Genomic DNA, 15519 nt, shown 5'->3' with positions numbered 1-15519 from the left:
AAACGTGGTTTTTTACGCGGTAAATAAGGAAAGAGAATTGACTCCGGAGTGTACAATTATTACAATCCGGCCTCTTTAATCACCCATGGCTTCGGTGTCCATCGTTCGATTTTCGTTCGGATATCCAATAAAGCCATTGAATTTATTCAAGTTTAGGTAGAAATCGCCATGAAACGCACTTTTCAACCGTCTGTACTGAAGCGCAACCGTTCTCACGGCTTCCGTGCTCGTATGGCTAATAAAAATGGTCGTCAGGTTCTGGCACGTCGTCGTGCTAAAGGCCGTTCTCGTCTGACCGTTTCTAAGTAATAAAGCTAACCCTTCGAGTGGTTAAGCTAGCATTTCCCAGGGAGTTACGTTTGTTAACTCCCAATCATTTCACATTCGTCTTCCAGCAGCCACAACGGGCTGGCACGCCGCAAATCACCATCCTCGGCCGCCTAAATTCGCTGGGGCATCCCCGCATCGGTCTTACCGTCGCCAAGAAAAACGTTAAGCGCGCACATGAACGCAATCGGATTAAACGTCTGACGCGTGAAAGTTTCCGTTTACGTCAGCATGAACTTCCGCCTATGGATTTCGTGGTGGTGGCGAAGAAAGGGGTTGCCGATCTCGATAACCGTGCTCTCTCGGAAGCGTTGGAAAAATTATGGCGCCGTCACTGTCGCCTATCTCCCGGCTCCTGATAGGCCTGATTCGGGTCTATCAGCGCCTGATTAGTCCGCTACTCGGGCCGCATTGCCGTTTCACGCCAACCTGTTCTCAGTACGGAATTGAGGCATTGCGCAGGTTTGGAGTGATAAAAGGCAGTTGGTTGACAGTGAAACGCGTATTAAAATGCCACCCTTTACACCCTGGTGGTGACGACCCCGTCCCGCCTGGACCATTTGATACCAGAGAACACTAACGATGGATTCGCAACGCAATCTTCTTATCATCGCTTTGTTGTTCGTGTCTTTCATGATCTGGCAAGCCTGGGAGCAGGATAACAATCCTCAGACCCAGCAGCAGACCACGCAGACTACGACCACAGCAGCGGGTAGCGCCGCAGACCAGGGCGTACCAGCCAGTGGCCAAGGGAAACTGATCACGGTTAAAACTGATGTGCTTGAGCTGACCATCAACACCCGCGGTGGTGATGTTGAGCAGGCACTGCTTCCGGCATACCCGAAAGCACTGAAATCTAACGAACCGTTCCAGTTACTGGAAACCACACCACAGTTTATCTATCAGGCACAGAGCGGCTTAACCGGTCGTGATGGCCCGGATAACCCGGCTAACGGCCCTCGTCCGCTGTATAACGTTGATAAAGATGCGTTTGTACTGGCTGACGGTCAGAATGAACTCGTCATTCCACTGACCTATACCGATAAAGCGGGCAACGTCTTCACCAAAACCTTCACCCTGAAACGCGGTGATTATGCGGTGAACGTTGGCTATAACGTGCAGAACGTCAGCGACAAACCGCTGGAAATCTCGACCTTTGGTCAGCTCAAGCAAACCGCTGCGCTGCCAACCAGTCGTGATACCCAGACCGGTGGCCTGTCTACCATGCATACTTTCCGCGGCGCGGCGTATTCAACTTCCGATTCGAAATATGAAAAATACAAATTCGATACGATCGTTGATAACGAGAACCTGAACACCAATACCCAGAATGGTTGGGTGGCGATGCTGCAGCAGTACTTCACCACTGCATGGGTTCCAGATAACAAAGGCACTAACAACCTTTACACCGCTAACCTCGGTAACGGCGTTGTGGCCATTGGCTACAAATCTCAGCCAGTACTGGTTCAGCCAGGCCAGGTTGATAAGCTGAACAGCACCCTGTGGGTGGGCCCAGCGATTCAGGACAAAATGGCCGCCGTTGCGCCACACCTGGACCTGACCGTTGACTATGGCTGGCTGTGGTTCATCTCTCAGCCGCTGTTCAAACTGCTGAAATGGATCCATAGCTTCCTGGGCAACTGGGGCTTCTCCATCATCGTTATCACCTTTATCGTTCGTGGCATCATGTACCCGCTGACTAAAGCGCAGTACACCTCCATGGCGAAGATGCGTATGCTGCAGCCGAAGATTCAGGCGATGCGTGAGCGTCTGGGCGACGACAAACAGCGTCAAAGCCAGGAAATGATGGCCCTGTATAAAGCGGAAAAAGTGAACCCACTGGGTGGCTGCTTCCCGCTGATTATCCAGATGCCAATCTTCCTTGCGCTGTACTACATGCTGAGTGCATCCGTTGAACTGCGTCATGCGCCGTTTATCCTGTGGATTCACGACCTGTCTGCACAAGACCCGTACTACATCCTGCCGATCATCATGGGCGCGACGATGTTCTTCATTCAGAAGATGTCTCCGACCACGGTAACCGACCCGATGCAGCAGAAGATCATGACCTTTATGCCGGTCATCTTCACGGTGTTCTTCCTGTGGTTCCCATCCGGTCTGGTGGTTTACTATATCGTCAGCAACCTGGTGACCATTATTCAGCAGCAGCTGATTTACCGTGGTCTGGAAAAACGTGGCCTGCATAGCCGCGAGAAGAAAAAATCCTGATTCGGTACCATAAGCGCTAAAATGAAAGGCGGTCGAATGACCGCCTTTTTTATTGCAACAAAATAGAGACTAACCATGAGCCATAACGACACTATTGTCGCCCAGGCAACCCCACCGGGACGCGGTGGCGTGGGCATTTTGCGTATCTCCGGCCTGAAGGCGCGCGACGTCGCACAGGCGGTGCTGGGCAAGCTGCCGAAGCCGCGCTATGCCGACTACCTGCCCTTTAAAGACGCTGACGGCAGCGCGCTGGATCAAGGCATTGCGCTGTGGTTCCCCGGCCCGAACTCCTTCACCGGTGAGGATGTGTTAGAACTTCAGGGTCACGGCGGCCCGGTAATTCTCGATTTGCTGCTTAAACGCATTCTGACGCTGCCGGGCGTACGTATTGCCAAACCCGGCGAATTTTCCGAGCGCGCGTTTTTAAACGATAAACTCGATTTGGCCCAGGCCGAAGCGATTGCCGACCTGATTGACGCCAGCTCCGAGCAGGCGGCCCGTTCCGCGCTAAACTCGCTGCAGGGGGCGTTCTCCACCCGCGTTAACCACCTTGTGGAAGCACTCACTCACCTGCGCATCTTTGTCGAAGCAGCTATCGATTTCCCGGATGAAGAGATCGACTTTCTTTCTGACGGTAAAATCGAAGCCCAGCTTAACAACGTGATTGCCGATCTCGACGCCGTCCGTGCCGAAGCCCGCCAGGGCAGCCTGCTGCGTGAAGGGATGAAAGTGGTGATTGCCGGGCGTCCGAATGCCGGGAAATCGAGCCTGCTGAACGCACTGGCCGGCCGTGAAGCGGCTATCGTCACCGATATCGCCGGCACCACGCGCGACGTGCTGCGTGAACATATCCATATCGACGGCATGCCGCTGCACATCATTGATACCGCCGGGCTGCGCGAGGCGAGCGATGAAGTGGAGCGTATCGGTATCGAACGCGCCTGGCAGGAAATCGAACAGGCTGACCGCGTGCTGTTTATGGTTGATGGCACCACCACCGACGCCACCGACCCAGCGGAGATTTGGCCGGACTTTATCGCCCGTCTGCCAAAAACCCTGCCGATAACCGTGGTGCGCAACAAAGCGGATATTACCGGTGAGACGCTGGGCCTTAGCGAAGTAAATGACCACTCACTTGTACGCCTTTCCGCGCGTACCGGCGAAGGGGTTGACGTGCTGCGTAACCATCTCAAGCAGAGCATGGGCTTTGAAACCAATATGGAAGGCGGCTTCCTGGCCCGTCGTCGTCACCTGCAGGCGCTATCGGACGCCGCAGAGCATCTGCAACAGGGTAAAGCACAGCTTCTGGGCGCCTGGGCAGGTGAACTGTTGGCAGAAGAACTACGTCTGTCCCAGCAGTGCCTGAGCGAAATTACAGGCGAGTTTACCTCCGACGACCTGCTGGGGCGTATTTTCTCTAGCTTCTGTATCGGTAAATAAGTCCCCCCGCCGGAATCACATTGAGCCTGATTCCGGCGCTGTTCTTTTCCCATGCCCGCCTTGCCTGCATCTGAAAAAGCCTGCTAAACCTAACTATTCATTTAAGACAGGTAACCGTGATGACAACTGAATACACCCTGCTGGAGACCGTGCCTTCCGCTGAAGATTTTTGCCGCCTGCGCCAGGTTTCCGGGCTTTCCCCCCGCCCGCTTGAGGCGGCCAAAATAGGGCTCCCGCGCAGCTGCTACGGCGTGCATATTCTCTGGCAGGGCGTTCCCGTGGGCATGGGCCGCATCGTCGGTGATGGCGCGCTAAACTTCGAAATTGTCGATATCGCCGTTGATCCGGCGCATCAAGGAAAAGGATTAGGCCGCAAAGTCATGGAAGCGCTGATCGGCTGGCTGAATGCTAATGCCTTTAAGGGATCTTACGTTTCGTTAGTCGCCGATGTTCCCGAGCTGTACGCTAAGTTTGGCTTCGAATCCGTTCGCCCGGAAAGTGAAGGAATGGCGCGAGTCTGGAAGTAAATTTCCTTATAGGAAATCACTGTTGTCCAAATGGCAACTCGTGCCGCAGACGCACTCCCCGTATGCTTAGCGCCACATTCCTCATGAGGTTGCTATGACACGCTTTCTAATCTGCAGTTTTGCTTTGGTTCTCCTGTATCCCGCAGGTATTGATATGTATCTGGTGGGATTACCCCGCATTGCTGCTGATTTACAGGCGAGCGAAGCACAGCTGCATATCGCGTTTTCGGTCTATCTGGCCGGGATGGCAACCGCCATGCTGTTTGCCGGTAAAGTGGCCGATCAGTCTGGACGCAAGCCGGTCGCCATCGTCGGGGCTGTTATCTATATTCTCGCCTCAGCGCTCTGTTCAATGGCTGAAAGCGGTACACCGTTCCTGGTGGGCCGTTTTATCCAGGGCGTGGGGGCGGGCTGCTGTTACGTGGTGGCATTTGCGATCCTGCGCGATACGTTAGACGATCGCCGCCGGGCGAAGGTGCTGTCTTTACTCAACGGGATCACCTGTATCGTCCCGGTATTAGCGCCGGTGATGGGGCATCTGATCATGCTCAAATATCCGTGGCAGAGCCTGTTCTACACGATGATAGGCATGGGGGTGGTCGTGTGCCTGCTGTCGGTTTTTATCCTGCGAGAATCGCGTCCAGCGGCTCTCCAGACCGCAACGCCAACGGCGCGCGGCGCGGAGTCGTTGTTAAACCGCTTTTTCCTCAGCCGCCTCGCCATTACGACTCTCAGCGTGTCGGTGATCCTCACCTTCGTGAATACTTCGCCGGTGCTGCTGATGGAAGTGATGGGCTTTGACCGCGGAGAGTACGCCACCACCATGGCGATGACCGCTGGCGTCAGTATGGCCGTCTCGTTCTCCACGCCGTTTGCCCTCAGTCTCTTCAAGCCACGCACCCTGATGCTAGCTTCGCAAGTGCTGTTTCTGGCCGCCGGAGTCGTACTCACCCTCGCTAATACCAACACCATGACGCTGTTCGGGTTGACCTTAATCTGCGCAGGCTTCTCGGTTGGCTTTGGGGTTGCCATGAGCCAGGCGCTGGGTCCTTTCTCGCTGCGAGCGGGCGTCGCGAGTTCCGCCTTAGGCATCGCGCAGGTCTGCGGCTCATCGCTGTGGATTTGGCTAGCTGCCATCCTGGGTCTTGACGCGCTGAATATGCTGATCGGGATTCTGATTGGCTGTAGCATAGTGAGCATCATGTTGATTATCATTGTTGCTCCTAACCGGTCCGCGCCAGCCCATGAAGAAATCCCTCAGCAGTCTCGATCTTAATTTACTGCTCTGCCTGCAGCTCCTGATGCAGGAGCGCAGCGTGACCAAAACCGCCAAACGGATGAACGTGACGCCGTCGGCGGTCAGTAAATCGCTGTCGAAGCTGAGAGCCTGGTTTGATGACCCGCTGTTTGTGAACACCCCGCTGGGGTTAACACCCACGCCGCTGATGCTCAGCATGGAGCATAGCCTGGCAGAATGGATGCAGATGGGTAATCAGCTACTCGATAAGCCAAACCACGAGACGCCGCGCGGGCTGAAATTTGATCTGGTCGCCGAAACGCCGCTGGTGATGATCATGTTTAATGCGCTGGCGCAGCAGATCTACCAGCGTTATCCCCAGGCGTCGATCAAAGTCCGCAACTGGGACTACGATTCGCTGGATGCTATTGTCCGCGGCGAGGTGGATATCGGCTTTACCGGCCGCGAAAGCCATCCGCGTTCACGCGAATTGCTGAGCCTGCTGCCGCTGTCGATCGATTATGAAGTGCTGTTTTCCGATCTTCCCTGCGTCTGGCTGCGTGAGGATCATCCCGCTTTACAGGAAGAATGGTGTCTGGAGACCTTTTTGCGCTACCCGCATATCAGCATCAGCTGGGAGCAAAACGACACCTGGGCGCTGGATGATGTCCTGCAGGAGATGGGGCGCGAGCGTAACATCGCTCTCAGCCTGCCTGGGTTTGAACAGTCATTGTTTATGGCGGCTCAGCCGGATCATCATATGCTGGCCACGGCACCGCGCTATTGCCGCTATTATAATCAGCTCCACCAGCTCTCTTTGGTCGCCAGACCTCTCCCCTTCGATACCGTACAGCTAGACAAGCTGCTGGTTCCGTTCACCCTGCTTTGGCATAAACGAAATAGTCACAACCCGAAAATTATTTGGTTGCGTGAAACCCTCAAATCCTTATATCTCACTGTTTCCTGACTCATTATTCGTAAAAATAATGCGTTTCAGTTAGGGGGAAGTGTAAAAGTCTCGTAATACCCCTTTTCATTCGCATTTTTAGGCAGTAAAACCTGACCATAACTTGTGTAAATGTTACTCTCACAATATCCACAGTCCATTAATCACGGAGCGAAAAATGGCGACGCACTTTGCAAGAGGGATCCTCAAGGACGGGCATCTACTGTCGGTCAGGTTATCATCCACCAGCCACAACATCGCACGCCAGCTGCCGGCCTATCGCCGTACGCGTTATCTGGCGTCGCGCGCACTGCTGGCTGAGCTACTGTTTATGCTTTATGGCATCAGCGAACTTCCCGAAATCGTGACCCAAAAAGAAGGCAAACCCTTCTTTAAAGATAGCCACCTGCCTGATTTTTCCATCGCCTATGCGGGCAACATTGTCGGCGTGGCGCTAACCACCGAAGGCCAGTGCGGCCTCGATATGGAACTGCTGCGCGTGCTGCGCAATACGCCGCAGGCAACCATGATGGAAAACTATCGATTTACCAGTAATGAAAATCTGTGGATTAACAACCAAAGCGATCCACACGAAGCGCGCGTACAGCTAATTGCTCTGCGCCAAAGCGTGCTCAAAATGACCGGCGATGTGCATCTCGACTCGCCGCAGTCTCTTCAACTGCTCCCCGGCTCCGGACGCCTGCGTTCCGCCACCACCGACCAACTCGAAGCGATTTGTGACGCAGAGGACGTGCTGGCCTGGTCACTCGCCGTGTCCCCTTCGATTGAGAAGCTAAAAGTGTGGGAGTTTGATGGCAAATACGGTTGGCGCAGCCTGCCGGACGCACAAACGCGGGCCAATGAACCCGCAGCACGGTTGATGAGATTCACCAGCCTACCGGCAGAGAAAGCGCTTATACTCAACTGATTCGGCTGAAAACAGCCTCATGATGCAAAGGAGTAATCATGTCTGAAGCGTTGAAAGTTGTTACGTTATTGGGAAAGCCTGCGCAAAGGTTCATTTAACGGTATGGTGGCACGCACCCTGCCAAAAATCGCCCCGGCGGGCATGAGCGTCTCTCCGCTCCCGTCGATTGGCGATATCCCGCTGTACGATGCTGATCTGCAACAAGAAGATGGATTCCCGCAAAGCGTAGAAGCGCTGGCTGAACAAATTCGCCAGGCTGACGGCGTCGTCATCGTCACGCCGGAATATAACTACTCCGTACCGGGTGGCTTGAAAAATGCCATCGACTGGCTGTCCCGCCTGCCGGATCAACCGCTGGCGGGTAAACCGGTACTGATCCAGACCAGCTCCATGGGCGCCATTGGTGGCGCGCGCTGCCAATACCATCTGCGTCAGATCCTGGTCTTCCTCGATGCCATGGTGATGAACAAACCAGAGTTTATGGGCGGCGTCATTCAGAACAAGGTCGACCCGCAGTTAGGTGAAGTGATTGAGCAGGGAACGTTGGATCACCTGACCGGTCAGTTGACCGCGTTTGGCGAATATATTCAGCGCGTTAAAGCCTAAGTTAAAACCTAAAGAAAAGGCCCGGCAGCGTCACGCTTACCGGGCCTTCATTCTCTCGTCTATCAGGTCAGCAAAGCGTCGCCTGATACCGCAAGCCTCACTTTAGTGAGCGTCGATAAACACAATCTTCAGAATAAACAGCAGCGCGACGATAATCACGCACGGGCTGAGATCGCGGAAACGACCGGTGCCCACTTTCATGATGCAGTAAGAGATAAAGCCCAGCGCGATACCTTCGGTGATCGAGAAGCTAAATGGCATCATCACCGCGGTAATAAACGCCGGAACCGCTTCAGTCAGGTCATCCCACTTCACGCGTGACAGGCTTGAGGTCATCAGCACGCCAACGTAAATCAACGCACCCGCCGCCGCATAGCCCGGCACCATTCCCGCCAGAGGTGACAGGAAAATCACCAGCAGGAACAGCAGGCCAACGACCACCGCCGTCAGACCGGTACGGCCGCCAACGGAAACACCGGAAGAAGATTCGATATACGCGGTAACGGATGAAGTACCGATAAAGGAACCGGCGACCGAAGAGACGCTATCCACGAACAGCGCCTGCTTCATACGTGGGAACTTGCCCTTTTCATCCGCCAGACCGGCTTTATCGGTGACGCCAATCAGCGTGCCGGAGGAGTCAAACAGGTTAACCAGCATGAAGGAGAAGATCACCCCAGCCAGGCCAAGATTAAACGAACCGACGAGATCAACGTGGCCCACAACCGTGGTAATGCTCGGTGGTGCGGAGACGATACCGTTATAGTGAACGTCGCCCAGCATCCAGCCCAGCAGAGTGGTCACCACGATAGACACCAGAACTGCCGCATGAATATTACGGGATGCCAGAATCGCGATGATAAAGAAGCCCAGAACGCCCAGTAGAACGCTGTGAGAGGTCAGGTTGCCAATAGAAACCAGCGTGTCCTGGTTTGCGACAATAACGCCGGCGTTTTTCAGCCCCATCATGCCGATGAATAAACCAATACCGCTGGTGATGCCCACACGCAGGCTCACCGGAATATTCGCAATCATCCAGTAACGTACGCGGAAAATCGTAAGCAGCAGCAGGCCTACGGCGCCCCAGAAGATAGCGCCCATGCCCACCTGCCACGGCAGGCCCATCGCCTGTACCACCACAAATGCGAAGAAGGCGTTCAGGCCCATCGCTGGCGCCAGCGCCACCGGCAGGTTAGCGAATACGCCCATCAGGATACTGCCCAGCGCCGCAATCAGACAGGTCGTGACGAACACCGCGCTGGTGTCCATTCCGGCGACGCCAAGAATTTGCGGGTTTACGAAGACGATGTAGACCATCGTCAGGAAAGTGGTGAAACCGGCGATCACTTCGGTGCGTGCCGTTGTGCCGTGTTCGCGCAGTTTAAACACGCGCTCCAGTATCCCCTGACCGGAAGCCGGGGTGGTGTGTTGTTGGCTCATTATCTATTTCCGCAGAAAGGAAGGAAAATTCGTCGCTATCCTATACCAAAATGCGACAATAGGCGCGGTTCTGAGATACTTTTTTCATTGATTTTGCTTATACGGCAACGATTGCGTCTCTTAATTCTGCATTACGTAAACGTTAAACTTGTTAAAAAGGAAATGACATGTCCGGAGTTGAAGCGGTTTTTTTCGACTGTGACGGCACGCTGGTTGACAGCGAGGTTATCTGTTCACGGGCCTACGTCCATATGTTTAAAACATTTGGCATCACGCTCGATCTGGAAGAGATTTTTAAACGTTTCAAGGGCGTAAAGCTCTACGAAATTATCGACATCATCAACCAGGAGCACGGCACTACGCTTGAGAAATCCGCGTTAGAACCCGTGTACCGCGCAGAGGTCGCACGCCTTTTCGACACAGAACTCGAGGTGATCGATGGCGCGAATGCCCTTATTGATGCAGTCAATATTCCCATGTGTATCGTCTCAAACGGCCCGGTCAGCAAAATGCAGCATTCGCTGGGCAAACTGGGAATGTTGCACCATTTTCCGGATAAATTATTCAGCGGCTACGATATTCAGCGCTGGAAGCCCGATCCGGCGCTGATGTATCACGCGGCGAAAGCCATGAACGTCAATGTCGAGAACTGCATCCTGGTGGATGACTCATCGGCCGGCGCCCAGTCGGGAATTGATGCGGGAATGGAGGTGTTCTATTTCTGCGCCGATCCGCATAACAAGCCGATTGACCATCCCAAAGTCACGACGTTTACCGATCTGTCGCAGCTGCCTGCACTGTGGAAAGCGCGCGGCTGGGATATTACGCGATAAATGAAAAAGCCGGATAGCGCACGCGCTTATCCGGCCTCTCTCATCCGCTACAAGCCAGCAAAACGCCGGCCGCTAAGACGCTTACTCTTTCGGTGCTTTCCCCGCCAGCAGCTTATCCAGCTCATCACCACCAACGTGACGGAAATCCTGCCCCTTCACGAAGTAGAAAATGTATTCACAGATATTCTGGCAGCGATCGCCGATACGCTCGATAGAACGGGCGCAAAACAGTGCGGTCAGCACGCTTGGAATGGTGCGAGGGTCTTCCATCATATAGGTCATCAGCTGGCGCACAATGCCCTCATACTCCTGGTCAACTTTCTTGTCTTCACGGTAAATACGCACCGCTTCGTCCAGATCCATGCGCGCAAATGCATCCAGCACATCATGCAGCATCTGTACGGTGTGGCGGCCCAGCGATTCCAGGCTTACCAACAGCGGCTGGTGCTGATGCGAGAATTTCTCCAGCGCGGTGCTGCAGATTTTATCCGCAACGTCGCCAATACGTTCCAGTTCAGCGATCGTTTTGATGATAGCCATCACCAGACGCAGGTCGCTCGCCGTTGGCTGACGTTTGGCAATAATGCGCACGCAGGCTTCGTCGATCGCCACTTCCATCATGTTGACGTGCTTATCGCCTTCAATAACGCGCTTCGCCAGCTCGCTGTCCTGGTTGTGCATCGCGGTAATCGCATCAGAAAGCTGCTGCTCTACCATGCCACCCATGGTCATCACCTGGGTGCGGATGCTTTCCAGTTCTGCGTTGAACTGGCCGGAAATATGTTTATTGAGATTTAAATTGTCCATCATTTCTCCAGATGCCCAAACGATTTCTAGCAAGAACAAGGCGTGTGTTTCGCTAAGTTCCCGATAATGCAGTTCGCTGCATTATCGGGACCGGTCAACGCAACCAGCGCGGCTCTCGCTTAAAAAATGAAGGGCATATCAACCGTAGCGGCCAGTAATATAATCTTCAGTTTGTTTTTTCGCGGGCTTGGTGAACAGATCGTCCGTGTTACTAAACTCAATCAATTCGCCCAGGTACATAAACGCCGTGTGGTCGGAACAACGCGCAGCCTGCTGCATGTTGTGGGTCACGATAACCACGGTGTAGTCCTCTTTCAGCTCGGTGATCAGCTCCTCGATACGCCCGGTTGAGATCGGGTCAAGCGCTGAGCACGGCTCATCCAGCAGCAGAACTTCCGGGCGAATGGCGATACCGCGCGCGATGCACAGACGCTGCTGCTGACCACCGGAGAGAGAGTACCCGCTCTGGTGCAGTTTATCTTTGGTTTCATTCCATAATGCGGCCTTGGTCAACGCCCACTGCACGCGCTCATCCATATCGGTACGCGACAGCTTTTCAAACAGGCGTACGCCAAAGGCGATGTTGTCATAGATGGACATCGGGAACGGCGTCGGCTTCTGGAATACCATGCCCACTTTCGCACGCAGCAGCGCGATATCCTGGGTATTGGTGAGAATATTGTCGCCATCCAGCAAAATTTCACCTTCCGCGCGCTGCTCTGGGTACAGTTCAAACATTTTGTTAAAGGTACGCAGCAGCGTCGATTTACCGCAGCCCGACGGGCCGATAAACGCGGTAACCTGGTTTTTTGCGATATCCAGGTTAATGTTCTTCAGGGCATGGAATTTGCCGTAGTAGAAGTTCAGGTCACGTACTGAAATCTTACCCGGAGTTGTGTTCACCATACTCATCTCAATCTCTTCCTCATCCAGCGCCGCCGTTGGCCGCGCTGTAAAAAATTAACCGTGTTTCTTCTTCGCGAAAATGACGCGCGCCAGAATGTTCAGCAGCAGTACGCACAGAGTGATAATCAACACCCCGGCCCAGGCCAGTTGCTGCCACTCAGCAAACGGGCTCATCGCAAATTTAAAGATGGTCACCGGCAGGTTAGCGATAGGCTGCATCATGTCGGTACTCCAGAACTGGTTGGAGAGCGCGGTAAACAGCAGCGGTGCCGTTTCACCCGCGATGCGCGCAATCGCCAGCAGGATGCCGGTCATAATCCCGGAAATAGACGCTTTGAGCGTAATGGCCGAGATCATCCGCCATTTCGGCGTCCCCAGCGCATAGGCCGCTTCACGCAGGCTATCCGGCACCAGCTTCAACATGTTCTCGGTGGTACGAATCACGATGGGTACCTGCAGCAGCGCCAGCGCAATCACGCCCGCCCAGCCGGAGAAGTGCTGCATCTGCGCCACCACGATGGTGTAGACGAACAGACCGACCACAATAGAAGGAGCGGAGAGCAGAATATCGTTAATAAAACGAATAATTTCAGCCAGCCAGGACTTACGCCCATACTCGGCAAGGTAGATACCCGCCATTATGCCCAGCGGCGTACCAAACACGGTCGCCCACAGAATCAGCAGGCCGCTGCCCGCCAGGGCGTTTGCCAAACCACCGCCCGCTGTGTTCGGCGGCGGAGTCATCTCGGTAAACAGCGCCAGCGACATCCCATCAATACCGCGGGTAATGGTGGCCATTAAGATCCACACCAGCCAGAACAGGCCGAAGATCATCGTGGCCATAGAGAGCGTCAGCGCGATGCGGTTCTTCATGCGGCGACGAGCCTGCATTTTGCGGCGGGACTCGGCCAGCTCAGCGGTGTTTTGCATTTCCAGAGTGGTCATGAACGTGCCCCCTCATTTTTCGCCAGGCGCATGATCATGAACTTCGAGGCGGCCAGAACGATAAAGGTAATCGCAAACAGGATCAGGCCCAGTTCCATCAAGGCCGAGACGTGCAGGCCAGATTCCGCTTCAGCAAATTCATTTGCCAGCGCAGAGGTAATACTGTTGCCCGGCATATACAGCGAGGCGCTGTCGAGCTGGTAGGTGTTACCGATGATAAAGGTCACCGCCATGGTTTCACCCAGCGCGCGGCCAAGGCCGAGCATCACGCCGCCGATAACCCCATTTTTGGTGAACGGCAGGACGATGCGCCAGATAACTTCCCAGGTGGTGCAGCCAATACCGTAGGCTGACTCTTTCATCATCACCGGGGTCTGTTCGAACACATCACGCATAACGGCGGAGATATACGGGATAATCATGATGGCAAGGATGACACCCGCCGCCAGGATACCGATACCAAACGCCGGGCCGGAGAACAGAGCACCGACAAACGGGATGTTAGAAAGAATATTGCCGACCGGTTCCTGGAAGTAGGTCGCGAACAGCGGAGCAAAGATAAACAGCCCCCACATGCCGTAAACAATACTGGGGATCGCCGCCAGCAGTTCAATCGCGATACCTAACGGGCGCTTGAGCCAGTTGGGTGCCAGTTCAGTCAGGAAGAGTGCGATGCCGAAGCTCACCGGAACGGCGATCAGCAAGGCGATAACAGAAGTGACGATCGTACCGTAAATCGGTACCAGTGCACCGTAGACATCGTTAGGTGCATCCCACTCTTTGGTCCACAGGAAGGCGAAGCCGAACTTCTCCATGCTGGGCCAGGAAGAGATGACAAGGGAGACAATAATCCCGCCCAACATCAATAGCACAATCAGCGCAGCCAGTCTTACCAGCGCGCTGAATATCATGTCACCCTTTTTACCCGGTGGGTTAAAAGCAGGCTTGGTTGCAGCCATAAATTACTCTTTCAGTTTAAAATCCGCGACGACGTTTACAGATGCCCGGCGTCACCGCCGGGCTACCGTAATCAGTACAGCGCTTTACCGCTGCTATCTTTTACGTTGGTCTTCCATGCAGCACGAACCTGCTCAACCACGCTTTCCGGCAGGGTAGCATAATCCAGTTCGTTAGCCTGCTTCCCACCGTTTTTGTACGCCCAATCAAAGAACTTCAGCACTTCAGCGCCCTGCTCAGGCTTCTTCTGCTCTTTGTGAACCAGAATGAAGGTGGTGGAGGTAATTGGCCACGCGCCTTCGCCTTTCTGGTTGGTCAGGTCCTGCGCGAAGGATTTGCTCCAGTCAGCGCCTTTAGCCGCGTTGGCGAAGTTCTCTTCGGTTGGGCTAACCGCTTTTCCGTCAGCAGAAATCAGCTTGGTGTAAGCCAGGTTGTTCTGCTTAGCGTAAGCATATTCCACGTAACCAATCGCACCCGGCAGACGCTGTACGAAGGCGGCGATGCCGTCGTTACCTTTCCCGCCCAGACCGGTCGGCCAGTTCACGGTAGAACCGGAACCGATTTTGGATTTCCACTCTTCGTTCACTTTCGCCAGATAGCTGGTGAAGACGAAGGAGGTACCAGAACCGTCAGCACGACGCACAACGGCGATGTTCTGAGAAGGCAGCTTGACGCCTGGGTTCAGTTTGGTGATGGCTTCATCATCCCACTTTTTGATCTTGCCGAGGTAAATGTCACCCAGCGTTTTACCATCCAGCACCAGCTCGCCTGATTTCAGGCCAGGGATGTTGACGGCCAGCACAACACCGCCGATCACGGTCGGGAACTGGAACAGGCCTTCCTGCGTCAGTTTTTCGTCAGACAGCGGAGCGTCAGACGCACCGAAATCTACGGTGTTAGCAGTGATTTGTTTTACGCCACCGGAAGAACCGATACCCTGGTAGTTAACTTTACTACCGGTCTCTTTTTGATAGGTATCTGCCCATTTGGCATACACTGGCGCAGGGAAGGTTGCACCTGCACCTGTCAGGCTTGCTGCTGCAAATGCAGAGAAAGCGCTCATCGATAAGGTCGCGGCGACAACAGTTGCGACAGTGGTACGCATAACTTTCATAATGTCTCCTGCAAGGATCCGTAAAGTGTTGTTTAGTGGCTACGATGAGCAAAATAGGATAAACAGGTGACAGTTATATGTAAGGTTTATGACAGTTTAATGACAACAGAAACCCTGTGAAAAACGTCATTATTAAAGCCATTAAAATCAATAAATTATAAAAATAATTTACAATAAAATTTCAAAAAAATTTTCTTTTTATGACAGCAAAATTGCTGCGCTTTATGACAGTTATAGCAGGTAAAAAAAATCCGGCTATGCCTGAGACATAGCCGGA

Annotated in this window: 16 protein-coding genes and 1 pseudogene; 11 read left to right on the top strand and 6 right to left on the bottom strand. The window is 53.9% G+C overall.

Annotated features, from left to right (window positions below; all coding sequences use genetic code 11):
- The first annotated feature begins 168 nt into the window (after positions 1-168).
- The 10 genes and pseudogenes from rpmH to KCR01S_RS04890 all read left to right on the top strand — a co-directional run bounded on the left by rpmH (position 169) and on the right by KCR01S_RS04890 (position 8240).
- Complete coding sequence (gene rpmH / locus KCR01S_RS23925) at positions 169-309, top strand: 50S ribosomal protein L34 (RefSeq protein WP_003023858.1); 141 nt, start codon at positions 169-171, stop codon at positions 307-309.
- Positions 310-326: 17 nt separating this feature from the next.
- On the top strand, positions 327-686 hold the full coding sequence (gene rnpA, locus KCR01S_RS04925) for a ribonuclease P protein component (protein WP_052284591.1): 360 nt from the start codon (positions 327-329) through the stop codon (positions 684-686).
- Positions 650-907, top strand: coding sequence for a membrane protein insertion efficiency factor YidD (gene yidD, locus KCR01S_RS23920; protein ID WP_072129142.1), 258 nt, complete (start codon positions 650-652; stop codon positions 905-907). Before rnpA ends, yidD begins: the two co-directional genes overlap by 37 nt.
- A 2-nt stretch (positions 908-909) precedes the next feature.
- The gene (gene yidC / locus KCR01S_RS04920) at positions 910-2556 is read left to right on the top strand and encodes a membrane protein insertase YidC (protein WP_061280397.1); all 1647 of its coding nucleotides are present in this window, start codon (positions 910-912) and stop codon (positions 2554-2556) included.
- Positions 2557-2631: 75 nt separating this feature from the next.
- The gene (gene mnmE / locus KCR01S_RS04915; RefSeq protein WP_061280393.1) at positions 2632-3996 is read left to right on the top strand and encodes a tRNA uridine-5-carboxymethylaminomethyl(34) synthesis GTPase MnmE; all 1365 of its coding nucleotides are present in this window, start codon (positions 2632-2634) and stop codon (positions 3994-3996) included.
- Between the two features lie 119 nt (positions 3997-4115).
- The gene (locus tag KCR01S_RS04910) at positions 4116-4523 is read left to right on the top strand and encodes a GNAT family N-acetyltransferase (protein ID WP_061280391.1); all 408 of its coding nucleotides are present in this window, start codon (positions 4116-4118) and stop codon (positions 4521-4523) included.
- 94 nt (positions 4524-4617) lie between these two features.
- The gene (locus KCR01S_RS04905) at positions 4618-5799 is read left to right on the top strand and encodes an MFS transporter (RefSeq protein ID WP_061280387.1); all 1182 of its coding nucleotides are present in this window, start codon (positions 4618-4620) and stop codon (positions 5797-5799) included.
- A complete protein-coding gene (gene yidZ, locus KCR01S_RS04900; protein WP_061280385.1) occupies positions 5768-6727 on the top strand; it encodes an HTH-type transcriptional regulator YidZ in 960 nt (319 codons plus the stop codon). The genes KCR01S_RS04905 and yidZ overlap by 32 nt, the downstream gene beginning before the upstream one ends.
- Positions 6728-6884: 157 nt before the next feature.
- The gene (locus KCR01S_RS04895) at positions 6885-7634 is read left to right on the top strand and encodes a 4'-phosphopantetheinyl transferase family protein (RefSeq protein WP_061280382.1); all 750 of its coding nucleotides are present in this window, start codon (positions 6885-6887) and stop codon (positions 7632-7634) included.
- A 38-nt stretch (positions 7635-7672) separates the two neighbouring features.
- Positions 7673-8240, top strand: a pseudogene (locus KCR01S_RS04890) (NADPH-dependent FMN reductase).
- A gap of 102 nt (positions 8241-8342) precedes the next feature.
- On the opposite strand, the gene adeP reads toward KCR01S_RS04890, so the two are convergent.
- Entirely contained in the window at positions 8343-9680 is a 1338-nt protein-coding gene (gene adeP, locus KCR01S_RS04885) for an adenine permease AdeP (RefSeq protein ID WP_061280377.1), read from the bottom strand.
- A 167-nt stretch (positions 9681-9847) separates the two neighbouring features.
- On the opposite strand from adeP, the gene yieH reads away from it, so the two are divergent.
- On the top strand, positions 9848-10513 hold the full coding sequence (gene yieH / locus KCR01S_RS04880) for a 6-phosphogluconate phosphatase (RefSeq protein WP_061280374.1): 666 nt from the start codon (positions 9848-9850) through the stop codon (positions 10511-10513).
- Between the two features lie 81 nt (positions 10514-10594).
- Here yieH and phoU read toward each other — a convergent pair whose 3' ends face one another.
- The 5 genes from phoU to pstS all read right to left on the bottom strand — a co-directional run bounded on the left by phoU (position 10595) and on the right by pstS (position 15242).
- Positions 10595-11320, bottom strand: coding sequence for a phosphate signaling complex protein PhoU (phoU, locus tag KCR01S_RS04875; protein ID WP_052284581.1), 726 nt, complete (start codon positions 11318-11320; stop codon positions 10595-10597).
- A gap of 138 nt (positions 11321-11458) precedes the next feature.
- Positions 11459-12232, bottom strand: a complete 774-nt coding sequence (pstB, locus tag KCR01S_RS04870; protein WP_035893601.1) for a phosphate ABC transporter ATP-binding protein PstB — start codon at positions 12230-12232, stop codon at positions 11459-11461.
- Positions 12233-12280: 48 nt separating this feature from the next.
- The gene (gene pstA / locus KCR01S_RS04865) at positions 12281-13171 is read right to left on the bottom strand and encodes a phosphate ABC transporter permease PstA (RefSeq protein WP_061280371.1); all 891 of its coding nucleotides are present in this window, start codon (positions 13169-13171) and stop codon (positions 12281-12283) included.
- Positions 13168-14130, bottom strand: coding sequence for a phosphate ABC transporter permease PstC (gene pstC / locus KCR01S_RS04860; protein ID WP_061280367.1), 963 nt, complete (start codon positions 14128-14130; stop codon positions 13168-13170). Before pstC ends, pstA begins: the two co-directional genes overlap by 4 nt.
- Before the next feature lie 71 nt (positions 14131-14201).
- Complete coding sequence (pstS, locus tag KCR01S_RS04855) at positions 14202-15242, bottom strand: phosphate ABC transporter substrate-binding protein PstS (protein ID WP_061280364.1); 1041 nt, start codon at positions 15240-15242, stop codon at positions 14202-14204.
- Positions 15243-15519: the final 277 nt, after the last annotated feature.

The organism is Kluyvera cryocrescens NBRC 102467, from assembly GCF_001571285.1.
GTDB lineage: Bacteria > Pseudomonadota > Gammaproteobacteria > Enterobacterales > Enterobacteriaceae > Kluyvera > Kluyvera cryocrescens.
This window is presented reverse-complemented; position numbering and strand designations above follow the sequence as displayed.

Bases quoted from the DNA above. Each gene is read 5' to 3' on its own strand.
- rpmH (WP_003023858.1), top strand. From the start codon at position 169: ATGAAACGCACTTTTCAACCGTCTGTACTGAAGCGCAACCGTTCTCAC.
- yidD (WP_072129142.1), top strand. From the start codon at position 650: ATGGCGCCGTCACTGTCGCCTATCTCCCGGCTCCTGATAGGCCTGATT.
- yidC (WP_061280397.1), top strand. From the start codon at position 910: ATGGATTCGCAACGCAATCTTCTTATCATCGCTTTGTTGTTCGTGTCT.
- mnmE (WP_061280393.1), top strand. From the start codon at position 2,632: ATGAGCCATAACGACACTATTGTCGCCCAGGCAACCCCACCGGGACGC.
- KCR01S_RS04910 (WP_061280391.1), top strand. From the start codon at position 4,116: ATGACAACTGAATACACCCTGCTGGAGACCGTGCCTTCCGCTGAAGAT.
- KCR01S_RS04905 (WP_061280387.1), top strand. From the start codon at position 4,618: ATGACACGCTTTCTAATCTGCAGTTTTGCTTTGGTTCTCCTGTATCCC.
- yidZ (WP_061280385.1), top strand. From the start codon at position 5,768: ATGAAGAAATCCCTCAGCAGTCTCGATCTTAATTTACTGCTCTGCCTG.
- KCR01S_RS04895 (WP_061280382.1), top strand. From the start codon at position 6,885: ATGGCGACGCACTTTGCAAGAGGGATCCTCAAGGACGGGCATCTACTG.
- adeP (WP_061280377.1), bottom strand. From the start codon at position 9,680: ATGAGCCAACAACACACCACCCCGGCTTCCGGTCAGGGGATACTGGAG.
- yieH (WP_061280374.1), top strand. From the start codon at position 9,848: ATGTCCGGAGTTGAAGCGGTTTTTTTCGACTGTGACGGCACGCTGGTT.
- phoU (WP_052284581.1), bottom strand. From the start codon at position 11,320: ATGGACAATTTAAATCTCAATAAACATATTTCCGGCCAGTTCAACGCA.
- pstB (WP_035893601.1), bottom strand. From the start codon at position 12,232: ATGAGTATGGTGAACACAACTCCGGGTAAGATTTCAGTACGTGACCTG.
- pstA (WP_061280371.1), bottom strand. From the start codon at position 13,171: ATGACCACTCTGGAAATGCAAAACACCGCTGAGCTGGCCGAGTCCCGC.
- pstC (WP_061280367.1), bottom strand. From the start codon at position 14,130: ATGGCTGCAACCAAGCCTGCTTTTAACCCACCGGGTAAAAAGGGTGAC.
- pstS (WP_061280364.1), bottom strand. From the start codon at position 15,242: ATGAAAGTTATGCGTACCACTGTCGCAACTGTTGTCGCCGCGACCTTA.